Source organism: Methyloglobulus morosus KoM1 (assembly GCF_000496735.2).
GTDB classification, from domain to species: domain Bacteria; phylum Pseudomonadota; class Gammaproteobacteria; order Methylococcales; family Methylomonadaceae; genus Methyloglobulus; species Methyloglobulus morosus.
The window spans coordinates 16,485-38,271 of the sequence record NZ_AYLO01000008.1; the positions used below are offsets into that span (position 1 = coordinate 16,485).

A 21,787-nucleotide genomic window follows, 5' to 3' on the forward strand; every position below is an offset into this window, starting at 1 on the left:
CACTATCTTTGTATTTTTACGTTACGATAAAATCAAGATTTTATCAAACCAGATATTAGCGTTCTAAGGCAGCATTGTCCGCAACTTATTCGCTGTGCGTATCTTCTGGCTCAAAATGGAATTTATGTAACAAGCGATGAACTAATGGGCTAAAGAAAAGGCCGGCTGCCACCAGAAACATTAATCCCGAAAACAAGGCGTACAATCCGGCAAACAATTTACCTACCTGGGTATGCAGGACATCAACTGGCCCCATCCCGCCCAAAATCATTGCCGCATTGAGAAATGCATCCAGCCAACTCATGGACTCAAATTCGTGATAACCGATCATACCGATACCCAAACCAATAGCCAATAATAAGAAAGCCGAAAATAAATACTGCGCTTGACGGACTAAAAACGTACTAAACGGAATGGGTTTTTGCTGGCGATGTTCAAAGGGGTGGCGCATCTATATTATTGTGGTTTGCAGTGTCTCAGCCTTGTCATTGTGGTAAGGCCTAGGTTCATCGATGGGCAACTAACCAGGAGGCCAGCCCATTTGCCGACCGCCCAAAAGATGTAAATGCAGGTGATAGACGGCCTGACCGCCATTCCTGTTGCAATTGAACACGGTGCGGTAGCCGTCTTCCGTCAAGCCTTCTTGTTCGGCCAATTCGACGGCTACCTGCAATATTTGCCCACCTAGCTGGACATCATTGAGGTCATTCAGGGTCGTGATATGGCTCTTGGGAATGATGAGAATGTGGACTGGGGCTTGGGGGTTGATGTCGCGGAAGGCAAGGATAGCTTCATTTTCATAGACGACATCCGGCTTTATGTCTCCAGCAACCATTTTGCAAAACAGGCAATCGGTCATTATTACCTCCTAAATTTTGGGTTTATTCAAACAAAGTACGGTCAACGGTATCTATTTACCGCCTATTTGTCACAGGTTTTTTCGTCCATTAAACGCATGTGCCAACGTACCGCTGTCGATGAATTCCAATTCACCGCCCATTGGCACACCGTGGGCTATACGGCTGGCTTGCACTTGGTGCTTTCTTGCTAACTCGCCAATGAAATAGGCAGTGGCTTCACCTTCGACAGTTGAATTAGTGGCTAAGATCAATTCCTTGATCCCCCCTGTCGCCATGCGTTGCTCCAAGACATCAAGACCCAACTCGTCAGGCCCTATTCCGTCCAAAGGTGATAAGCGCCCATGCAGGACAAAATAATGTCCATTAAATATGGTGGCTTGGTCGATAATCCAGGCATCCGCAGGACTTTCAACGATACAGACCACAGCGCTGTCCTTGGCCTTATCTGCGCAAATCTGGCAAACATCCTGTTCGGTCAGGGTTCGGCAGATTTGGCAATGGCCTATTTTGTCTAAGGCTTCGATCAGGGTATTGGCCAGTATTTTAGCGCCTTTACGATCCCTCTGCAGTAAGTGGAAGGACATGCGTTGCGCGGTTTTCGGGCCTACGCCCGGCAAACAGCATAATGTTTGCGTCAACTGTCCAAGCAGGCCTTTTTTCAGCATGTCACTTTAATTTATCTAATTAAAAGGGCATTTGGAATCCGGGCGGAATCGGCAAGCCAGCCGTAATTTCGGCCATTCTCTCTTTTTTCATCTTGCCGACTTTGTTGACGGCATCATTGATCGCTGCGGCGACCATGTCTTCCAGCATGTCCTTATCTTCGCCTACCAGCGACGGGTCAATAGTCACTTTCCTGGCTTCGCGCTTTCCGGTCATGACAATGGTCACCAGACCGCCGCCCGATTCCCCTGTCACTTGCATCAGTTCCAGTTCTTCTTGGGCTTTACGTAAGTCTTCCTGCATCTTTTGGGCTTGCTGCATAAGGTTGCCAAGCGGGTTTTTCATTTCATTTTCTCCATCCTGTTAGACAGGCTCTATAGTACCGGGCATTATCCTGGCATCAAAATGTTCTTTTAGCGCCAAAATGTTAACATCCGAGTTAATGGCATCAACTGCCGCCTGCTGCCTGGTTTCCTTGTCTTGGGCTGATTGTACCGCAGGTGTCAGAATGCCCGCCTGTTCGATTTTAATCACCAACTTAATTGGCGCACCTCGATAATTTTGCAAAGCTTGCAGCAGTTTTTTTTCGCGGCTAGCTGTCAATAACTGTTGATGGCTGGCATCCAACAACAACGTACAGGTTTCGTTGTCTATTTGTTGCAATACGCAGTTGTTGGCCAACTCCTTGGTCAAACTCTCAAGCCCCATGATTTCGATTATGTCTTTCCAACTGTGATTATCGTTTGTTTGACTTGAAACTTGTTGGCTAACTTTTTCTGCAACGCATAAAGGAGGAATGGGCTGCTCAACTTTTATTGTCGTTTCCTGCGTTGGTTTTGAACTTGGTAGCGATTGCTGATGGGACGGTAGTATCTTGGGTTCTGCCGTGACAGGCCTAAAGGCCAACATACGTAGCATGACCATCTCAAAACCCATCCTAGAATCGGGCGCAATATCCAGGTCTTTTTGTCCGAGCAAGCCTATTTGATAATAAAGCTGCACATCCTCAACCGTCAATCGCTGCGATAAGGCCGTTATCATTGCCTTGTCAAATTCATGCTCTATTGCATTTGGCACCTGCTGCGCCAAGGCGACACGATGGAGCAATTGCAATATCTGCTGCAATACTGAACTGAAATCCGGTTGAATGTTGGCGATCTCATCGATTTTGTTGAGGATAGCCTGTGCATCTGCGTCAGCCAATGCATTGAGGATGTCCTCAACAGGTCGTTGTGCCACAGTGCCTAACATGGCACTCACATCGTCCGCCGTGACTTTGCCAGCACCATGGACAATCGCTTGATCCAATAAGCTCAAACCATCCCGCATACTGCCGTCTGCAGCTCGTGCCAGCAGTTGCAAGGCTAAAGGTTCTGCTTCAATCTGCTCCTGTTTGAGTATGCCCTGCATCTGGGTAAAAATCTGCCCAGGCAACAAGCGCTTGAGGTTAAACTGCAAACATCGCGATAAAACGGTAACCGGAATTTTCTGGGAGTCTGTCGTTGCCAACAGGAATTTCACATGGGGCGGCGGCTCTTCCAACGTCTTTAGCAGGGCGTTGAAGCTATGCCCGGACAGCATGTGGACTTCGTCGATTAGATAAACCTTGTACCGTCCAGCATTGGGCGCGTATTGGGCATTATCGAGCAAATCACGGGTATCTTCGACTTTAGTGCGGGAAGCGGCATCGACTTCGATCAAGTCCATAAACCGGCCTTCGTCCAAAGCACGACAGACATTACATTCACCGCACGGATTAAACTCCCGGAGATTTTCGCAGTTGATGGCTTTCGCCAGGATTCTGGCTATCGTCGTTTTGCCTACGCCACGGGTCCCGGTAAACAGATAAGCATGGTGCAAACGGTCATGCTGCAAAGCGTTTATCAACGACTTGACGACATGATCCTGACCAACGACTTCGGTGAAATTTGAGGGCCGCCACTTTCTGGCGAGAACCTGGTAATTCATTGCAGGCTCGTATCTGTGTGACTGATTGGGCGGCGACCGTGCCAGCCGCATCCCGGCACACGAATCTGCTGCTACCGTTGCTTCCTTCCGGACCTGGCGGGGTTTACAGCGTATCGTTGCGGGAGGACCAACACGATCACCATGATAATTCCTTCGCCGTACTGGCTTAAGACCTCGTATTATCGTTGAACGGCTAGAATATTACAACAGGCGGAATACAAACAAACTCAAAACTGCATTTCTTAATTAAGAAATGCTATTAAAATAACCCCTCCTCCTGAGAGAGGGTCAGGAAATATGCTTGATTCTGAAACCCTTAACCACTTTCTTCCGCAAGGGGATAGGGAGGAATTATTGGCCTCTTATAACGCGTTAGTGCGCATGCCTATTTGGGTTGGCAGTTGAGTCCAAATAATCGATCAATGCTTCCACATCACTATCGTTCAACCTTAAATTAGGCATCAACACCTTGTTGTAGCGGTTGTACAAGTCAATGGCAATTGGGTCTTTTTCAGCCAGCATCTTGTCCGGCTCTTTTATCCAGCGTTTCAACCAAGTGCGGTCCCGTTGTAATGTCACACCATACAAGCCAGGCCCCAAACCGCTGCCTCTTCCTAAACTATGGCACGAACTGCAACGGTACCGGAACATTTCTTCAGCCTTGTTGATATTGGGCAACGGTTTCGCATCGGTATACTTGGCATGCTTACCGCCAGGCATTATTTTGTTTTTGGACAACGAGTAACCTAACGCCCATGCCAGTGTCATTGGCTCGTCGTAAGGTGTCTTTTTGACCCATCGGCCGCTGTTATCGTTTCCAATAATGAAATTGGTATTGTGGTCGCTTAATTTTTTTTCGCCTTCGCTGTTGTATAAGCCCAATTTCTTGCGCAGCAATATCGTATCGGCTTTCTTCCCGGTCAAAAATGTCCAGCCGTGGCCAACCTTAAACCGTTCCGAATATTCTTTCAGTACTCTAGGCGTATCGTGTTTGGGGTCAATGCTAATGGAATAAAAAAAGATGTCTTTACCCATCCGATCTTCCAGCAGGGCATAGACCCGTTTTAAATTTGCAGTTTCCACCGGGCAACTGTCGCCGCAATGGGTATAAATAAAATTGATGGCGACGACCTTGTCTTTAATCAGGCCGTCATAGAACTTATGTTTCTTTCCGTCTTGGTCGGTCAATTCGATATTGGGGAAATAATCGCCACCCCAAGGTGAATCCTTGGGAGCCGCCCAAGTTGGGCAGGCTCCTAAGGCAAACATAACGCATATCAATAAGCATCCATAAATCTTTCCTTGTAAATAACGGACCACGTTATGTTTTTTCATCGCTGTAACTTCCTGTGTTATGGGTTTAATGCCTTACTGAGGCGGTATGATAAAGTCTTTCGCTGCTTTGGTATCACCCGTCAGATAACTCGGTAACGTCGACGTTTGGTTATAGGTCACGCCTTCCCAGCCCAATTCCGGCGACGGTAATGGAATGGTTTGGCCCGGATGCATCGAATCCCAGCGTAAAAGCATGGCATGGTCTTCATGCTGGGTGTTATGGCAATGCTCAACATAGGTCCCCGCAAATTCTCGTACCCTGATCGCCATATCAACTCGCTGTGACAAATCTGGCAACGGGCCAGGGCCGCCGACACGGTACATGTCCTTACGGGCATATTTTTCCCAGCTTGGCGGTGTTTTACCGTCACGGTACAGGATTTGGCCTTCTTCAAAGTGGACGTGCACCGGGTGTAACCAACCTGCATTTGATTTGATATGCCAAATTTCAACCGAACCTTCTGGGCCCGTAGACTGAGGTGCCGCCGACACACTGCTCATATCGGCATTAAGGCCTAAGCCACCATCGGTCTTGATCGCCCAAGGCTTGTTATCGGTGGTTACCACACGCACAAACTCGAAGGAGCGATGTTTAGCAGTCTTGAGTTCTTCCGTGGTGAATTTCGGCCTTACAACTAGGTTCTTTTTACCGGGTTCATAGTCAGCTGGGTTCATGCTCAGGTCCGTGCAAGCCGACGTACCGTTAGCACCGCAGCCTTTAAGCCTGAGTTCTAGGAATTTACCGACCGCAGGGTCGCCGTTTTTATAATCCGCTTTGTATGCACCACTTAATATACTCGCCAATGGAATCACCTTGCTAGGCCCACGTCCGTTTGTATGTTCTTGGATATTAACAAAATAAACATTACCTATGATCGGTTGGCTAAAGTCTACGATAATATCGTAACGTTCGGCGATTGATTGTTGCGGTAATGCTTCAGGCGATTCCGTATTCGGGAACGGAATCGCATATTCCATCAGGTTGCCGTCATTGCCGATCATGTGGTACTTAAGTTTATTTCCGGCAGAATCCACTATCGCAATTTTCATGATACGGGAAACGGAACCGTTCAGGATACGGAAACGGTACTTGCGTTTCCTGACTTCCATATAAGGTTTGTAGATCCAGTTGACTGTCATGTGGTCGCCCAGGAAACCGTCCGTGTTGAAAATGTTGAATTTCAACTGACCAGCCTTGTCCCAGGCCTTGTCCGCAACCAAAAGGTTAACGTCGTAATCGCGGTTACCCCAATCCAAGTTGCTGCCGCTTGGCAAGCAAAGGTTCGGGCTTGCTGGGTTTGCATAATTACAACCCCAACCATCTGCTCGATGACCACTAGGGGATGTGCCGTTGCCTTGAGCTTCAGTCACTGTTGCAGGTTCTCTGCCCCGGTCAATAGCACTGTAATAGTTCATCATCGCAGCATTGCCTTTGTAAACATTCTGCGCGGTGAAATCGACCATGTGGTCGTGGAACCAATGGGTGCTCATGGTTTCCCGCCAATCACCTCGTACTAAGGTATTGCCCCCGTCATCGTTTGGTGCGCCGGCCCAAGGGTCAGTTGCACCGATATTGACACTGTCATGACCGGCCAAAACCATCGGCCAATGGTAGTCGTAATATTGACCGGGATAGAAAAAAGCACCCGCAAACCCGTCGCTTTCCGCCGGGTTATGACCGTTATGCTCATGGGTCGAGATCGTGTGCAAACCGAAGCCACCGTTGGCAGCCTCATCGATAGGCAAGGCATTGTAATGGCGGAACAATAAGGTTTCACCGTAACGCGCCATCAGCAATTTTGGCGGCAAGGTGCCATCAAAAGTCCAGACCTTATGGGGGTCTTGGGCGGGCAAATTGGGGTGCATTTTGATGTCCACACCTTTGGTGCCCGGTATGCCGTCGCCATTGGCATCGATATAATACAATCCGCCGGGCGCAAACTCGCCTTTGCTGTATTGATGCCTTTGGTTAAGGTCACGTAGGCCGCCGTTGGTGCGCGCACCAGTCATGGCGGTTTGGAAATACCCCTTCGACGGAAAGTCTTCATAGCGCTGGTGTTCAAAAAATTCACCGGTCGGGCGGCCTTCGGTATTGCTGTGGATATCCCCTAAACTAGGGTAACAGTCTTCAACCTTTTGTTCCCACGCATTTTCAAGGTAATGGTCGTCGTCTTCAGGATGCGCCGGATCATACGCATTGGTGTTTTCATTTGCTTGTTTTGTCGGCAGTGGAAACAGTGTTTGACTCAAAAAGCTATCCAAATCGGCACCATTTGGCATACTGTCACATCCGCCAGCAACGGGCGGCAACTGCGGCATCGCAGGGACTTCACCGGTGAGATCCTGGTAGTTCTTAACCCCGAACTCCTCAAACATCACCATCTTGGCGGAAAAGGGAGCCGCCGTCTTGCCATTGATGGTCAAGGGACTGGCTGGTAAATCAGTTGGAATATTGAATGCCGCATATACCGGGTTAGTGGTTAACACGCTTCCCGTTAGCGCCGCAATCGCGACAGTCAAGGCTGAAAGTGGTTTGGAAAAAAGTGTTCCGGCCTTACAGGCCTTGTCCTTGAATGGTTTTTCAGCGTTTTCCTTAGCGCTGAAGTTGTTTGTTTTTTTCATGTTAATCCCTCTCATTGACGGTTTGAGGATTTGCACAAGTGACGGCAAGCGCAAACATTATTGTTACAATTTAGCTTTGATTAGTTGGGCATGAAGCCCTCCCAAAAAAGCCAAAACCGATATTGTTTTATAGTTAAATTCACTGAGAAGCAGCACCCAAACTTGGCATCGGTGAATCTAATATCTAAAAAGCCATCGGTATTTGTCGATTCAACGACTGGCGATACACCATACCGATGGTTTACTGCTTTTCAATAAAACCCAGACCCTTGCGGAACTGGGCTTTACAACTTACCTCCCTAGGTCTTAATTAAGGGCATCAGACCCCAATCAGACCTTTTATGTGCCACCACTTTTTTAGTGGCGGCAGCATTAGGTCTCTCTCTTTGCTACTACTGAACAGTGACGGCTATGTTTTCTTTGACCGTACCGGCAGTGGATCGCAGGCTTATGGGTGATGTACAAGCCGGGCCAGGTTTAGCCTGGAACTGCCATCCACCGCCATTAGACGAAACCGAAACCGATGCACCCAGCGTGTTGCTGGCCAAATTAGCCGGAACAGTTGGAGCCCTATATAGCTGGATCCTGTTACTGGTGGTGATGGAGCTCGTACCTTGCACCAACCATTCACCCGACGTTGCATTGATCCGCTTACACTGCGTTTTATTGCTGTTCACTGAAATCGTCTCAGTCACTGTCGCATTCACTGTGACTTGTTGAATACAAGTTGCCGTGAGCCCTACCCCATCGGTGGCAGTCCAAGCCACTGTTGTGAGGCCAAGCGGTAATGTACCTACTGGCGAACGAGTGACAACGGGGGTTGATGCATTGTCCGTTGCCGTCAGCAGCGGCAATGGTTGGCCTTGGGTCAACGTAACGGTTGCCGGGCAGCTTGTGAACACAGGTGGTGTTTGGTCGGTTACGATGGCTACAACTGTCACGACAAAGCTGACGGAATTGGTGTTTCCAGCAATATCACTTGCCGAACAAGTTACCGTTGTAGTTCCAACTGCGAAGATCGATCCTGAAGCAGAGCTACAGTTAACAGATGGATTAACGTCTACATTATCCGTTGCTGTCGGCAATACATAGTTAACAGCAATGCCATCTGGGCTGTTTGCAGTCACCGTGATATTTGCTGGGACATTCGCCAACACTGGTGCGGTTTGGTCTGCCACAGTGACAACAAAGCGAGAAGTGGCACTATTCCCAGCGTTGTCGCTAACCGAACAATTGACTGTCGTGTTCCCTAAGCCAAAGGTCGATCCCGATGCTGGTGTACAACTAACAGCGCCTGCTACACCAGAAGTCAAATCTGATGCCGTTGGCAAGGTATAGTTAACGACAGACCCGGCTGCACTGGACGCATTCCTTGTAATTGCTTGCGATGGACTGATAGCAGGTGCAACTGTGTCCACCTTAACTATGGCTGACACAGGCCCAGTCGATCCGCCAGCACTGCTTGCAGTACAGGAAAACTGTGATGAGACCGTATCGGACACAGACAGCAGATCAATACAACCAGACTTTGTGACAGTGGATTCAGGGTCACTCACTGACCAAGCGATGCTTGGTGATGTTAAGTACCAGCCTGAAACAGCCGGCGCAACAGGAGATACGGTCACCCTAACCACGGGCGGTGTAGTGTCCCCACCTATTCTAACCAGTTGGGAGCATATAGCCGTATTACTGTTAGCATCGGTTGCCGTCCATATTACCGTTGTGTCGCCATTTGGGAAGGTCGCTGGGCGGTTATTGGTAACTGTGGGCGCTGGGTCCAGGTTATCCTGGGCGACTGCAACGCCGATGCCGATTGGCTGTACACCGGTTGTAGTGACCGTTGCGGGACAAGTGATCGTCGGCTTTATTCGGTCAGGCGACAACAGGAAGGCGTGGTGTTCCACTACGTTGAGATTGTTGACTGCGTCAACTTTCGTCAAAGTCCCGATACCGATGACCTGGCCAGCATCGTTTATGGCATGGGCTTCGGACAGCACCCAACCCGTATTGGGCAGGATCATTCCATTGAGGTCGGCTATTGGAACACCGGCTTTACGGATAATGGCGCGTTTGGCCGCACCGCCTGCTGTTGTCGAATAACCGACCACGTCATCATTGGCATTGATATCAATGCCAGCCGTATGGGTGCTGGTGGCAGTCAGTGCACCCAGGTCCACCATGCCTTGTCCAGCCTGCCAAACGAAGCCTCTCATCTGGACGTCGTTGGCATTACTGGCCACGCCAGTGACATGCCCAAAAGCATTAACGGCGTTGGCTTCGCTGTAACTGCCGCCAAGGGTCCCCAAATCTTGCACCGACGTGGGCGTGGTATAGGGAGGCGACCAAAGGGTGGCATGTGCCACTTGACTGGCAGTCTGTGAATAGCCGGCAATTTGACCGTTAAAATTGATGTCATTGCCCTGGCTATTGCCACCGCCCAAGGTGCCCAGGTCGATAGGTAACGCGACAGTCGGGCTAAACCAGACCACGCCATGTTCGGCGACATCGCCAGCCACAGTGGCTACGCCGGTTATCACACCGTTGTCGTTAATCGCCGTAGCGCGGCTAAGTGTGCCACCCAAGCTCGATAAGCCTTGCATTGCTCCAAGCGTCCAAACAAAACCATGGCTGGTGGCATCGCCGGCGATCCGGGAATTGCCGACAATTTTTCCTGCGTTATTGATACCCAAGGCCAATGCGTGCGTACCGCCAAGGGTGCCAAGGTCTTGCAACACCGCACCCTCCTGCCAAATGAAGGGGTGCAGGGCAGCATTGGCGGGCAGATGTGAATAGCCAGCAACCTGACCTGCCTCGTTGAGGGCTGCACTACTGCTGTAAGCGCCGCCGAGCGTACCCAGGTCAGTTATGGAGTACTGGGGGGCAGCATGTAGCACATCCAACGGCAAACCAAGCGCGAGCGGGACCGCCAACAAGGCCGTAATCGTTATTTGTAGTGTTTTCATGGTCGTAATCTCAGAAATTAGCCAAGGGGACAATGGTGAACTGGTCACCGATGATGGAACCCCCGCCCGTGCTGATGATGGTCAACTCGGTAAAGCCATGTGAGTCCTCCACACCGACAAAGGGTATATTGCCGCGCGTCTCCTGGGTAAAATCACGGACCGGGGTCGCCTGACCGTTGACGATGAACTGTATTCCGTCGGAAACGCGGCCCTCCTGCAGATCTGGCGAGTTAGTGACGATGAACGGGTCGAAGACCATGCCGAATTGGGCGATCCGCTTGTTGAAGCGGATTTGGACAACGCGTGGCGCTTCATTGGGTTGGCCAAGTGCCGGAGAGCGGCCATTGACACCGAATTCCAGGCTGATCCGATCTAGCCCCGATTGCTTGTCTGCACCAGTGAAGGGAAGGGTCGGTTTGGGGATATTGGTGATGCTGTTGAAGGAAAAGAAATCAGTACCGAATCGAACCGCATTACCGCACACCAGATTGTTTGCATTAAGGTCTGCCGGAATAAGGCAAGGGGTTGTGTTTAAACCCGCCGCAATGAGGCGCTCTTGTAATTGGGCCTCGATCGTCGCCGTAGTCAACTTGACTTTTTTGGGGTCAGCGTAGAAGAACATGTAGCTCGTCTTGGCTGCCTTCAAATCGCCGTCGCCGATCAGCTTCGGTGCCGCTGCGGCTGGCAAGGCAAAAGCCGAGCAAAGCGCAAACGCCACCGTTCTTGTGAATTTGTTTGTGTACATTATGTATTACCTCAGTTTAAGCGCAGTAAAATCTGCATGAACCTTCTTGGCTACCTGCAATTATTGTTAATGACTTGTCGTATTCCTTATGGTGTTTAGTTTGTGTCCCCAAACCAACGCACCTATGGTGTATTCCCAAAGACAATCTAAAAGTTCACTTGAGTGATAATATAATTTTCAGTTCGTATTTGATGACCGAAACCTACCATTCAATCTTCTTATCCTGAATTGATAACTTAACGACCTAAATTGCCATCATTAAAACAAAGTCCTGAATCAAGCCTTTGTTGGTTCATCCTCTTTTAATGTATGGGGTTGCAGGCGAAACACCATGTTTGCCTACAGCCCCTTTGTTTCAGTGTTCACAGTGGCCACCACATGAGGTGACCACCGTGCCCTTTTTTCCGCCAACTTGATCGGCTTACAACTGCCCAGTACGATTACCAGAACCGCCGCTGGAGGTAGTACAGTTGACCGTGTAGTTGTTGCCGACAGCCGCAGGTGAGTTAGCAACATTCACGTAAGCGTTGGTCCCGGCACCCGGCACAACTGGTCCGCCGATGTCACCGATTTGGCCACCTGCGCCATTGGCAGTCAACCTGCATTGTGCGCTTGGCGCCAGGGTGATGGCTCCGGCCGGGCCCGCATAAGTGCTGGTGAAGCGGATATCCCACCGTGAACCGTTCCACCTGACGCGTTGGAAAGCCACCGCTTCTGCCGCTGTCTTCAAGGCCACTTGTACCGTGATGGGTGCTGAACGAACGCCAGCCGTATTTGCCACTGTGTAGGTAAACGTGTCGATGGTGTTATTAGCGGTTGCGCCCTGGCCTACTGGTGTGTAGGTGATGGTGCCGCTGGCATTTGCAACCGCATTCCCGCGTGTACCTTGGGTGGCAATTTGCACTGAAGTAATATCAATCGGCGTAGCGCTCAAGCCAGTCGTGTCATTAGCCAAGACCGGGATAACGGCCCCAGCAGTTGTACGGAACACGCCTTGGCGGTCAGCCACGCCCACGGGTGGTGGTATGGTTTTGTCCACGCTCAAGTCTACCCTGGCAACGTTGGTCACCGTGTTGTTTACCGTATCTTGGATAGCATAGTAGAAGGTCAGGTTAGACGCATCCATGCCTTCTTCAGCGGTATAAGTCACGGTGCCGCCGCTGATAGGTGCCGTCACAGTACCAACTTGCTTAGTCCCATCATTAGGCTGGCTAATCACCACAATGCGGAAGTTTCCTGGCGTGGTGTCTGCACTGGCAGTTAGCTTGACCAAACTTGGTGTATTATCAAAAGCCACACCAGTCAGATCCAAAGCAGTTGTGCCGGTACCTTGGATATTGTCGAAACTGTCACTGACTGCGCCTAGGAGTACAAGCGCATCGCTGGCGGTGCCGTCGGCTAGACTGACAGGTTGGCTGGTTTCTTTTCCGCCCAAGTTAGATTGCACGATAACGTCTTTCGGGATGAAATGGGTGTCCGGATTGAAATTGTCCAGATCTACATCCAGCACCACGTCATTCACTGCCACGGCAGGGCAAGTTCCAGTTGCTGGGCCGAATGCACCATAGGCAGGTGAGTTCAGGCTTAACGGTACTGGGCTGGTTTCGTCACCGGAATGCGCGGCGATACAAAGCTTTCTAGTCACCGGTTCAAAGACAGATTTGGTTACGATCACGGCATCCACCACCCCGCTTGATGAACGGTTAGTCGGATTGCTGGTCAGGTCGGTCACGGTTACGCTGGAAGGGATTTGCGCCAAACTAACAGCGCCATTATCGAATTCCAGGTGGGCATGATAACGGCCTGTTGCCACGCCAGCGACCTTTTCTTCCTGCATCGTCACGCTAGGCAAGTGCTGGGAAGCATCGGTTGAAGCCGTCAGGACGACATTATGGTTTTTGGTGCCATCTGCCCACACATCCAACGCAGCTGTAGCGCCGTTACGGACATAGGTTGCCTTGGTGATGGCGATTGGGTCTACGATGGGCAAATCCCAAATAGGGCCTGAGATGGCAGCCAAGTCATTGAACAGCGGTTGACCTGCGCCAGCGCCCAAGTTACAGCCTGCGGGTGGAATAATTTCTACATAGTTATTGAATGTCTTTTCAAGATGACCAGGACCTGCAGGTATCGTACTACCTACGAACAAGTGTTCAATATTGGGGTCGCCGATATACTTACGGACAGGGCCGACTGGCGGGGTGAATACTATTGCAGGATTGGTAGCACTGACTGGGTTAACACCGTCTACACCTACATCCCACTTCAGGAAAGGGCCGTGGAGACCTTTTAACGCAGCATCCATATCCCCAGGGATAGGCGTTATGTCGTTGGTGTAGAACAGGGCGCGCCCGCCCTCTTCCATGGTGAAGTTATGGACTGCAAACGGTGTGCGCACTATATAGTCGCCCGCACAAGAATTGTCGCCCGTTACCGGCAAATCGATACGGATACGCTCACGGGAAAATACGACTTCCTGTGGGTCTGCGGCATTGCGTACCGCCGGCGGCGAACCGTCGGCAGTCAAATAGGCCATTTCAAAATTACCAATCCAAAGCAGGTCACCGCCCGTAATCGGAATATTGATTTCGGATGCCGCATAAAATGCCTCGTCACCGATATTACCGGCAAAACGGTCAGGCAATGCATCGGCAGTGCTGGTCAAACACAAAGGTCCGCTTCCTGCGTCATCCTGATAGATACATTGGCCAATCGCCAAGCCGCCTGCATCGGCAGTTTCGCGGTACCAGTCCGGAAAGAAATCGGCCGGTAAAGTGGTAGTGCCGACAGACCTTACTGGGCCGCGGTCACGCAATACGGCATTCGCCATGCCACTGACAAGTATGGTGCCTGCCAACGCAATCTCGATACCCTTGCGCAGGCGGCCTTTGCCTATTTGGGAGCTTACTCTCCCTGTCAATAACTCAATTTTTTTCATGTTAAACTCCATTATTTCGTTGTAGGTTGAACAAAGATGCCAACGCCGTTGACTTTCACCAATCTCGTACGTCCTTTTTTCAGTTTTGTTTTCACTAAAATCCCCATCAGTAAAAATTGGAAAACTATTTTTAATGCAGCAATCAGAAGCGGCTTCAGTACTTCCGCCTTTTCGAGCAGTTAGCCCACATCCATTCAAAATCCCTATCATCAATCGCCATTCACTTAATTCGCGGGGATGACAAAAATTAATTAATCGCTGATTATTTAATGCTTGACTTTTACTCCATGTTCCATAATAATTAAACCGTGTTTAGAAAATGACAGGTTCAAGCACGGTTTGGTTTTTTACTTTTACTCTTCACACTAAAGGTATACTCTGAACAATATGATTATTGCTATGGTTCGACAGGTTCAGGACGAACAGAATTAACGCGTTATCGTACTCTCCGGTTTTGTCGAAAGACTTAACCCAAGTTTTCCATTATTAAAACGCATGGGATTTATCCATGCACGGCATAGCTAACGGTGTGCTACTTCTCAGCCTAACCCAGAAAATTTATCCTTGAAGTTAAGGCGATATATCGCAAATCCCCCTTGTTTTTAACCGTGAGCTCAGGTTACTAAAAACTGCAAGCAATTAAACTAAGCAAAAGACCTGAATCCAGGTCAGTAAAACACCTGAAATGAGCTAAGGCAAAAGCCTTAGTCAAAACTAAGGTCTAGCTTTTTCACTGAGCCGCCTTGCCGCCATAAGTCAGTTGGGGAAAGGTAGCGACTCCTCGTCGAGTCTTGTGAAAAGTCAAATTTCGACAATCCCTCGCCTAATTTTTCGGCAAATAGCCTTTTAATCAAAGTCGCCTATATATCCATAGGTATTAGTACGTATAGACCCGTTTCTTTAAAGATAGATAATGTAGTCCAAGGGAGTATTTTGGCGTTTCGCAAAATTTAATAGGATGCGCAACCGCACTTAATCGTTTAGGTTATCTAATGAAATCGGGCTAATTATGAACAGAATTGCAATAGTGGAAAATCAGGCGATTGTCCGGGAGGGTTTGCGGATGCTTTTATCACGAAACCCTGAGTTTTCGGTTTATCATGCCACTGACCCTATCGCCCTTTTTCGGCAAACGTGGACAGCTCCCCCAGAGTTGGTCATTATGGATAAAATCATGTTCGGCATGAACGCAATTGAAGCGATAGAGGAAGTCAAAAAACGCTGGAGCAATACCAAGGTTTTAATTTTTACTGCTAAAAGTGCAGAAGAAAATATTGTGAGGGCCTTTCAGGCCGGTGCTAGCGGCTATATCTTAAAGAGCGCAGCCCCCGAAGAATTGCTGTTTGCCATTCCCCACTTATTGGCAGGCCATTATTATGTCTCGCCAGCTATCTTATCGACAGTCATCCAAGGCTATTGCCGATTGGGTAAAGCCGTCCTTGAGAATATTTGTGGCGTTAAACTTTCTACGCGTGAAAGGGAATTGCTAAAGCTGATTGCTGAAGGCAACAAGAACAAGGATATCGCCAATATTCTTTGTCTCAGCATAAAAACTGTCGAGACGCACCGTTACAATTTGATGAAGAAACTGGATATCCATAATGTTGCCGAGTTAACGGTATTTGCCAACCGAGCGGGGGTGACGATGGACAGCGTCAATAATGGAATCGAACGGCAACCCGCTGAAATTATAATAAACCATCCCAGTGGCATGAGAATTGTGGAACGGAGGAAGACTTCGCGCAAGCAAACCCAGCACATCAACCATTGATCCGCTAATGTGTAAAACCGTTCGGGCTGAACCCTTGGCCTAAGCTGAGAAGGGAGGAATCAACGACTTACGTTCGTCCTTAACGTGCCGAAGGACTTAATCAGGGATGCCTCGACTTAGGCTCGCTTGTATCAATTCGACTAACTGATATTCCTTTATCGGTTTGGTTATGTAAGCATCAAATCCGGCATTTAGCGCTTCACTTATCTTGGACTCGTCGGCATAAGCACTAACCACGGCGAGTTTAAGCCTAAAATTTTGACTGCGAAGTTTTTCCACCAATTCTAAACCATTCATGACTGGCATATTAATGTCCACCAAGGCGAGGTCGTATGGATTTTTCCCGATCAATTCCAGGGCTTCCTGTCCATTCTTGGCAGAATCAACCCTGCATCCCAATTGTTCTAACATACTCACTAAAAATATAAGGTTGATTTCACTGTCATCCACTACCAACACATAGGCATCCTTAAAAGTGCCGGTTTCATCAGGCAGATCCGACGCAACCTTGACGTGGCTTTTCTCACTGAGCGGCAAGGGTAACGAAACAGTAAAAACACTGCCCAAGCCAAGTCGACTACTGACCGTCAGTTCACCATCCATTAAATTGACGAGTTCTTTGGTAATTGACAACCCAAGGCCTATACCTTCACGGGTAAAACTATTGTTATTGATCTGCACAAAAGGGGAAAATATCAGATCCAAATCCTTTTGCGCTATGCCAGAACCCGTGTCGGCCACGGACACCTCGACGATGCCGTCTTGGTAAGATGCAGTCACTGTTACACTGCCTTGACTGGTATATTTGACGGCGTTGTCTATCAGGTTTACCAGGATTTGCCGTATCCGCTTTTCATCGCCTTGAAATTTCCGTGGGGGACAGGAGTTTTTTGTGTTGAGTTTAAGGCCTTTCTTATCTGCCCGAAATTTACAGATCCGAATGCTATCGGTCAGCAACGGGGTAAAATTAAAGCCATTGAGTTCCAACTTTATTTGTTGCGTCTCTATGGCCGATATGTCGAGAATATCATTAATAAGCCGCAATAGGTCATCGCTGCAATGTTTGATGATTGAAATCTGTTTTTTATCTTCGATATCCAAGGATGGTTTCTTTTCCAATAACTGGGCGAAACCAGAAATACCGTTCAGCGGTGTCCTTAATTCATGGCTGATTTTAGCCAGGAATTGATTCTTGGCTTGGTTGGCCAATTCCGCAGCCGTTTTGGTTTCCGTCAATATTTTGGTGCGTTCTTCTATGATGGCTTCAGTGCAGAAATATCGGCCCGTCAAGTGTAACAGGGCGATACCGAGTATCGCGGTAAACCATAATCCACTTACCATTATCCAGCCTACCGGCCACCAATGGTCGCTAGCCTTTTCCTTACCCCAATCATGATAAAAACTTAACAGCCAAGTTTGGCCAGCTACCTCGATCGGAACGGTTTGGTAAAGCATTTGGTCTTTATTGCCGATATCGCCGTAAATAACTGATCTTTCCGGTAAGGAATCTTGGTGGGGTGTGCTAATCATCAACGCACAATGAGCCGTATTCAACTCGGCAAACGCTTGCTGGACCAAGCCTTCCATCGATAAATCCAAAATGATTACGCCCAACGCTTTCTTGTCCTGGCTAAACTCATTGAGAACGGGAATAAGCAATTTAAAGCTGTTCCGCTCCGAAACCAGGAATTCGGCCTTGGCGGCTTGCGGGTTTGTCTGCAATTTTTTCCTGACATCAAGAGGAATTGCCCACGAATTTTCCGATTTACTGGTCGCTTGATCGTTAAGTGGGATTAGGTATTGGTTTTTTTCTTCTTTGCCTTCTATATTATTCACCCAATTGATAGCCTGCATCTCTTTGTACGGCATGAGCATTTGTTTGGCTAATTGTGAAAACTTTTGCGGCTCTATTGATTTCAAACCAAGCAAGAAACTCCTTACAGCTTGAAGTTCAGACAGGTCTTCTTTTACCCTGTTTTTTAATGCCTGGGACAAGGTAATGGCTTTTTCTTTTAATTGTTGTTCGTATTGCTTCTGGGTAATGCTGTCCAGGTAAAAAAACAGGGCGATGACTAACGCAAACGTCGACAAAATGGGCAAGCCGACGGTAGCACGCCGTTGATGCCAGATATGTCGCGGCTGGGCAAGAAGTATCAGGATAAGCGGCGTAAAAATAAGTACGCCCAATACGTCGGCCACCCACCAACTTAACCAAGCGAGCGAAACGTCGGGCAAGGCAACAATTCCTAAGCGGTACATTGCCGCAACACCAATACCCGCAGAGACTAGGCAACTGACCGGCCCGCCCAAGCCCATAAAAAGCATGATGCTCCGACCCTCTATCAGAGGATTGGGAAATCCGATCACCCGACGTATAAGGCCCGCCCCCAAACATGCCGATAGGGCTGCCCCAATAGCGCTGGCGGCATAGAAAAGCAAAAACTCAGGATCAAAATCGAAAGCCCAGGCACTAACACAGAAATTGCCTATAGCGACAGCGGGCAAAATCCGTATCCCAAACAGTAATGTCGCCGCCAATGCCAAMCCAGCCGATGGCATCAGGATACCTAAGTGCTCAGAAGGAAGCCTAACGAGCAAACCTAATAGGCCCAACAGGATATATAGACCCGCAACCATACCAATTAAGATAAGACTTTTACCAAATTGGATGAACGGCGAGCTATTTGGCATCAGGAAGAATATTCAGAAATGTTTTGCTTGATAGCCTGGACACGCCGGAGATTTAGATGCCCTACCCTATCGTTTTGGTCGCATAATGCCCCCCTAAAGCCCAAGTAATCAGGTTGATAAGGCATCAATAGGGCAATGTCTTCCAACTTTAAGGAACCCGCAAGGCCACAGAGGACCTGCTTGGTTTTAACGTGGGCGACAAAACGCCCGATCTCGCTTCGAGCCATGATTCCTGTCAATGAACCCTTGGTTTTATCTTGGGTATCGAGCATGATCCCCTTTAAACCTGCCTCAACAAGGCGGTCTATTAAGCCGAAATCGGGGTTTGTGTCCGCAAATAAGACGGCGATCAAGTTAATAGTTGAAGTCAATTGAGTTAATTTTTCAATGACTTCCTGTTGATTTTCGTCTGGAGAAAAGCCGATTTTGATATAGTTAACACCTGTTTCCGCCATTTCTTTTACGGCATTAAAAATTAACCCAGATTGCATGGGCAAGTCGCCAATCGTTGCACTGACCGGGCATTGATGACCAATAATGTTGACAATTTCCTTTACCAATTTAATATCCAGCCCGCCCAACGAACCCAATGCGGGTTCTTTGAGGTCAATGATAGCGACATTTTCCGCCAATACCAGCCTCGCTTCATCCACGCTGTTCACACTGGCTAGCATTCCGGTCATATCTTTGCATTCCTTTTGTGATGATCGAGCGCATCCATGAGCCAGCCCCAGGCTTCCCACTCGCGCTCGCCTGCGGTTTTTTCCAAGCCAATGCGTAAATAATCCATTTCCGATTCAATTTTTTCTAACGGCAACATGTCCAATCGGCTAATTAAAATGGCGGCTTCCAGGACTGAAAACTGGGCGCGATTGAAACCCGTAAAAGGCCTATGGTTAACCGTATTTACAGGCCTGCAAAATAATTTGGGTCGAGTGGAATCCTCTTCAACCCTTTCGATTTCTACTTCAGTATGCGCCAATGCACACTCCAAGACCTTACCTGGGATAACTTGTGCAGGTTTCAGCGGCCAATCACGGTGTCCGGTCAAACATCCCGCAAACACCCGCACATCATCGCAATAATTGATAACGCCCACCTTCGTTTCCAAAAAATTGTTCAGTGTGGTCGATGGCCGGAAGGGCAAGACAATAAGGTGAGCCCCCTCCTCATGGATGCCCATCGGGGCGATGTGGACAGTCCCTTCATTATTTTGGGTAATGACGATGGTTTCCAGTATCATTTTTTTAAGGTAGTCCCGGCAGGTTTAAAACTGTGCAGGTCAACGGTTTGCTCGGCGCTGTCGCTGGCACAACCCCAATCCAGCCGCTGGTCTTGATTGAACCGCTTGCCTAATTGCCAGGCAATCTCAGCCCGTGCCAATTCCACACCTAAATAAAAGGCATGCCCAGGATCATTCGCCACTGCCAACTTGGGGTAAAGATCAAACGGGTCGCTCGCCGTATGGAATCCGTCCCGGTTAAAGAGATGGATGCCCTCAGTGCTGGTTTGGATGCGGTAGCTAGGATCGGTAATCTGGCCAGCCAGTTCCTTGATTTCATCCGCCGAATAAGGAAACGGCGAGGTCTCGTGCAAGGCCATCAGGCTAGAGTCGATATGCTTAGGCAAGGTGTCTTGCTCTTTAGCCGCAAACATAATACGCCGTGCAATATCGGATTCTTTGACGGCGCGGCACGCATGACGACTGACTTCGGTGGCAAGGATTTGGTTAATGTTGAGTTCCGAACAAATCCCCAACAACAAGGCATTCATCCCAGCCGTATCGGCATGGGTCAATTCGGTGATGTTGCCCACACCCATCATGATCTCAATTTCGGGATGCCGCTTCCTGACCTCATGATAGCGCACGATGGACTCGGTAAAGCCGAAATGGATGGGATCGAGGATGGGATCGACGATGAATGGGCGATTTTTGCCTTGCATGACCGAAATTGCACGGTCGAGCGACGCTAAATCTTCATGCGTTTCAGGAATCAAAATCGGCGTTGCAGCGACTTCATCGGCGATCCACAATGTATTTTCGTGCAGGCTGAGGAGATAATCAGCCCCTGCCTTTCCACCTCGAAGCAAGTCGTCGCTGTTTAGTGAATCGATACTGACAATGAATCCTTGTCGTTTGAGTGCCTGGATTGCCTCTTCCATGTGCGGAAAATCCGTGCTCGGCAAACAGCCGATGTCGATAACGTCCGCACCATTTTTTTTGTAATAGTTAGCGCGTTTGACAATTTCTTCGATGCCAATATGGGGCGCATCAACAATTTCGGCATAAATCTTGACGTTATAGCGGTTTAAATCGTATTGATGTGCCGCCTTGCCGAAATACTGGGGCAAATCCTTGAGCTCATCCGGCCCCCTTTCTACCGTCACATCCAGTTCTTTCGCCAAAGCCCCAACATCGCCACGGCAGCGACCCGGGATGATAATGCGGTTTGCGCCGAAGGTATCTTTTAATCGGCGAAGGATCATGTCTGTCGTTATCAGGGCGGCGACTTTAACGCCAAGTTGATGAACCGTATAGGTAAATTCTGGCTGCATTTTTTTCAGGATGCCACGCAATTGCTTTTCTGCCAACCTGCCGGTGAGAAAAAGTAGATGCTCGCTCATGCCAATGCCGCTAGCCGTTGTTTAACCGTGTCGATCAATTCTTCAACGCTTTCCACGACGGTGGTGTATTCAAAACTGCGTATTTTTTCCGTGCCTTCCAAATCGATTTTGCGCGGATAAACCATCACTTTCCCACCCGGTGCCGTCGTTTCCATTTCCGGAGCAATATCGCAAGGATAGACAATGCACGGCACTTTGCACTTCCCTGCCTGTGAGTAGAGGTTAGTCACCAGATTGTCGGCAATACCCAGTACGCACTTGGCAATCGTATTCGAGGTGGCGGGTGCCATCACGAAGGTATGGTAATAGCCTTTGTAAAACAGGCCGACGGGCGGAGAGGAGGCCGTCTTGTCACGATAAACCGGATGTATAGCCCGCACTGCATCCAAACTAATGCCGTACATTTTCAGCACTTCCTCGCCCGCCGGACTGATATAGACATCCACATCCTGCAAGGTCAGCAAAAAGTCCAGGCATTCTTCTATATAATGACCAGAACCGGTAATCGCCCAGGCCAGACGGGGTTTACTCATGACAACAACAAGTAGGAATAGTCCTTTTATTATAAGGTAGCTTGGACAACGCACACAGGAAAATCGAGTGGAC

16 protein-coding genes and 1 other RNA gene are annotated in these 21,787 nt (G+C 48.9%); 1 reads left to right on the forward strand and 16 read right to left on the reverse strand.

The features are described 5' to 3' along the window. Positions 1-85: 85 nt before the first annotated feature. The 11 genes from MGMO_RS00865 to MGMO_RS00910 all read right to left on the reverse strand — a co-directional run bounded on the left by MGMO_RS00865 (position 86) and on the right by MGMO_RS00910 (position 14,094). Complete coding sequence (locus tag MGMO_RS00865; protein ID WP_023493113.1) at positions 86-451, reverse strand: hypothetical protein; 366 nt, start codon at positions 449-451, stop codon at positions 86-88. Positions 452-520: 69 nt separating this feature from the next. Then, positions 521-859 (reverse strand): histidine triad nucleotide-binding protein, encoded by a 339-nt coding sequence (locus MGMO_RS00870; protein ID WP_023493114.1) that lies wholly within the window; start codon positions 857-859, stop codon positions 521-523. A 69-nt stretch (positions 860-928) separates the two neighbouring features. Continuing rightward, positions 929-1,525: a recombination mediator RecR gene (recR, locus tag MGMO_RS00875; protein WP_023493115.1), complete on the reverse strand. Its 597-nt coding sequence runs from the start codon at positions 1,523-1,525 to the stop codon at positions 929-931. Between the two features lie 19 nt (positions 1,526-1,544). Continuing rightward, a complete protein-coding gene (locus MGMO_RS00880) occupies positions 1,545-1,868 on the reverse strand; it encodes a YbaB/EbfC family nucleoid-associated protein (RefSeq protein ID WP_023493116.1) in 324 nt (107 codons plus the stop codon). An 18-nt stretch (positions 1,869-1,886) separates the two neighbouring features. Continuing rightward, positions 1,887-3,491 carry a DNA polymerase III subunit gamma/tau gene (gene dnaX / locus MGMO_RS00885; protein WP_023493117.1) on the reverse strand — a complete coding sequence of 535 codons (1,605 nt, stop codon included), beginning with the start codon at positions 3,489-3,491 and terminating at the stop codon, positions 1,887-1,889. 36 nt (positions 3,492-3,527) lie between these two features. Next, an RNA gene (gene ffs / locus MGMO_RS18805) (signal recognition particle sRNA small type) lies at positions 3,528-3,624 on the reverse strand. Positions 3,625-3,863: 239 nt separating this feature from the next. Then, positions 3,864-4,826, reverse strand: coding sequence for an SCO family protein (locus tag MGMO_RS00890; RefSeq protein WP_023493119.1), 963 nt, complete (start codon positions 4,824-4,826; stop codon positions 3,864-3,866). Between the two features lie 33 nt (positions 4,827-4,859). Then, the gene (locus MGMO_RS00895; RefSeq protein ID WP_023493120.1) at positions 4,860-7,448 is read right to left on the reverse strand and encodes a multicopper oxidase domain-containing protein; all 2,589 of its coding nucleotides are present in this window, start codon (positions 7,446-7,448) and stop codon (positions 4,860-4,862) included. A gap of 392 nt (positions 7,449-7,840) precedes the next feature. Then, the gene (locus MGMO_RS00900) at positions 7,841-10,411 is read right to left on the reverse strand and encodes an HYR domain-containing protein (protein ID WP_023493121.1); all 2,571 of its coding nucleotides are present in this window, start codon (positions 10,409-10,411) and stop codon (positions 7,841-7,843) included. A gap of 10 nt (positions 10,412-10,421) precedes the next feature. Further along, the gene (locus MGMO_RS00905) at positions 10,422-11,156 is read right to left on the reverse strand and encodes a hypothetical protein (RefSeq protein WP_023493122.1); all 735 of its coding nucleotides are present in this window, start codon (positions 11,154-11,156) and stop codon (positions 10,422-10,424) included. A 421-nt stretch (positions 11,157-11,577) separates the two neighbouring features. Beyond that, positions 11,578-14,094 carry an Ig-like domain-containing protein gene (locus tag MGMO_RS00910; protein ID WP_023493123.1) on the reverse strand — a complete coding sequence of 839 codons (2,517 nt, stop codon included), beginning with the start codon at positions 14,092-14,094 and terminating at the stop codon, positions 11,578-11,580. 1,009 nt (positions 14,095-15,103) lie between these two features. Between MGMO_RS00910 and MGMO_RS00915 the strand changes: the two genes are divergently transcribed. Next, on the forward strand, positions 15,104-15,865 hold the full coding sequence (locus MGMO_RS00915) for a response regulator (RefSeq protein ID WP_023493124.1): 762 nt from the start codon (positions 15,104-15,106) through the stop codon (positions 15,863-15,865). A 96-nt stretch (positions 15,866-15,961) separates the two neighbouring features. Here MGMO_RS00915 and MGMO_RS00920 read toward each other — a convergent pair whose 3' ends face one another. The 5 genes from MGMO_RS00920 to MGMO_RS00940 are packed head-to-tail and all read right to left on the reverse strand — an operon-like array spanning position 15,962 to position 21,714. Beyond that, complete coding sequence (locus MGMO_RS00920; protein WP_023493125.1) at positions 15,962-18,556, reverse strand: response regulator; 2,595 nt, start codon at positions 18,554-18,556, stop codon at positions 15,962-15,964. Then, positions 18,556-19,239, reverse strand: a complete 684-nt coding sequence (locus tag MGMO_RS00925; protein WP_023493126.1) for a (5-formylfuran-3-yl)methyl phosphate synthase — start codon at positions 19,237-19,239, stop codon at positions 18,556-18,558. The genes MGMO_RS00920 and MGMO_RS00925 overlap by 1 nt, the downstream gene beginning before the upstream one ends. Further along, the gene (locus MGMO_RS00930) at positions 19,236-19,799 is read right to left on the reverse strand and encodes a DUF447 domain-containing protein (protein ID WP_023493127.1); all 564 of its coding nucleotides are present in this window, start codon (positions 19,797-19,799) and stop codon (positions 19,236-19,238) included. The genes MGMO_RS00925 and MGMO_RS00930 overlap by 4 nt, the downstream gene beginning before the upstream one ends. After that, on the reverse strand, positions 19,796-21,181 hold the full coding sequence (locus MGMO_RS00935) for a DUF6513 domain-containing protein (RefSeq protein WP_023493128.1): 1,386 nt from the start codon (positions 21,179-21,181) through the stop codon (positions 19,796-19,798). Before MGMO_RS00935 ends, MGMO_RS00930 begins: the two co-directional genes overlap by 4 nt. Then, positions 21,178-21,714, reverse strand: coding sequence for a flavoprotein (locus MGMO_RS00940; RefSeq protein WP_023493129.1), 537 nt, complete (start codon positions 21,712-21,714; stop codon positions 21,178-21,180). Before MGMO_RS00940 ends, MGMO_RS00935 begins: the two co-directional genes overlap by 4 nt. Positions 21,715-21,787: the final 73 nt, after the last annotated feature.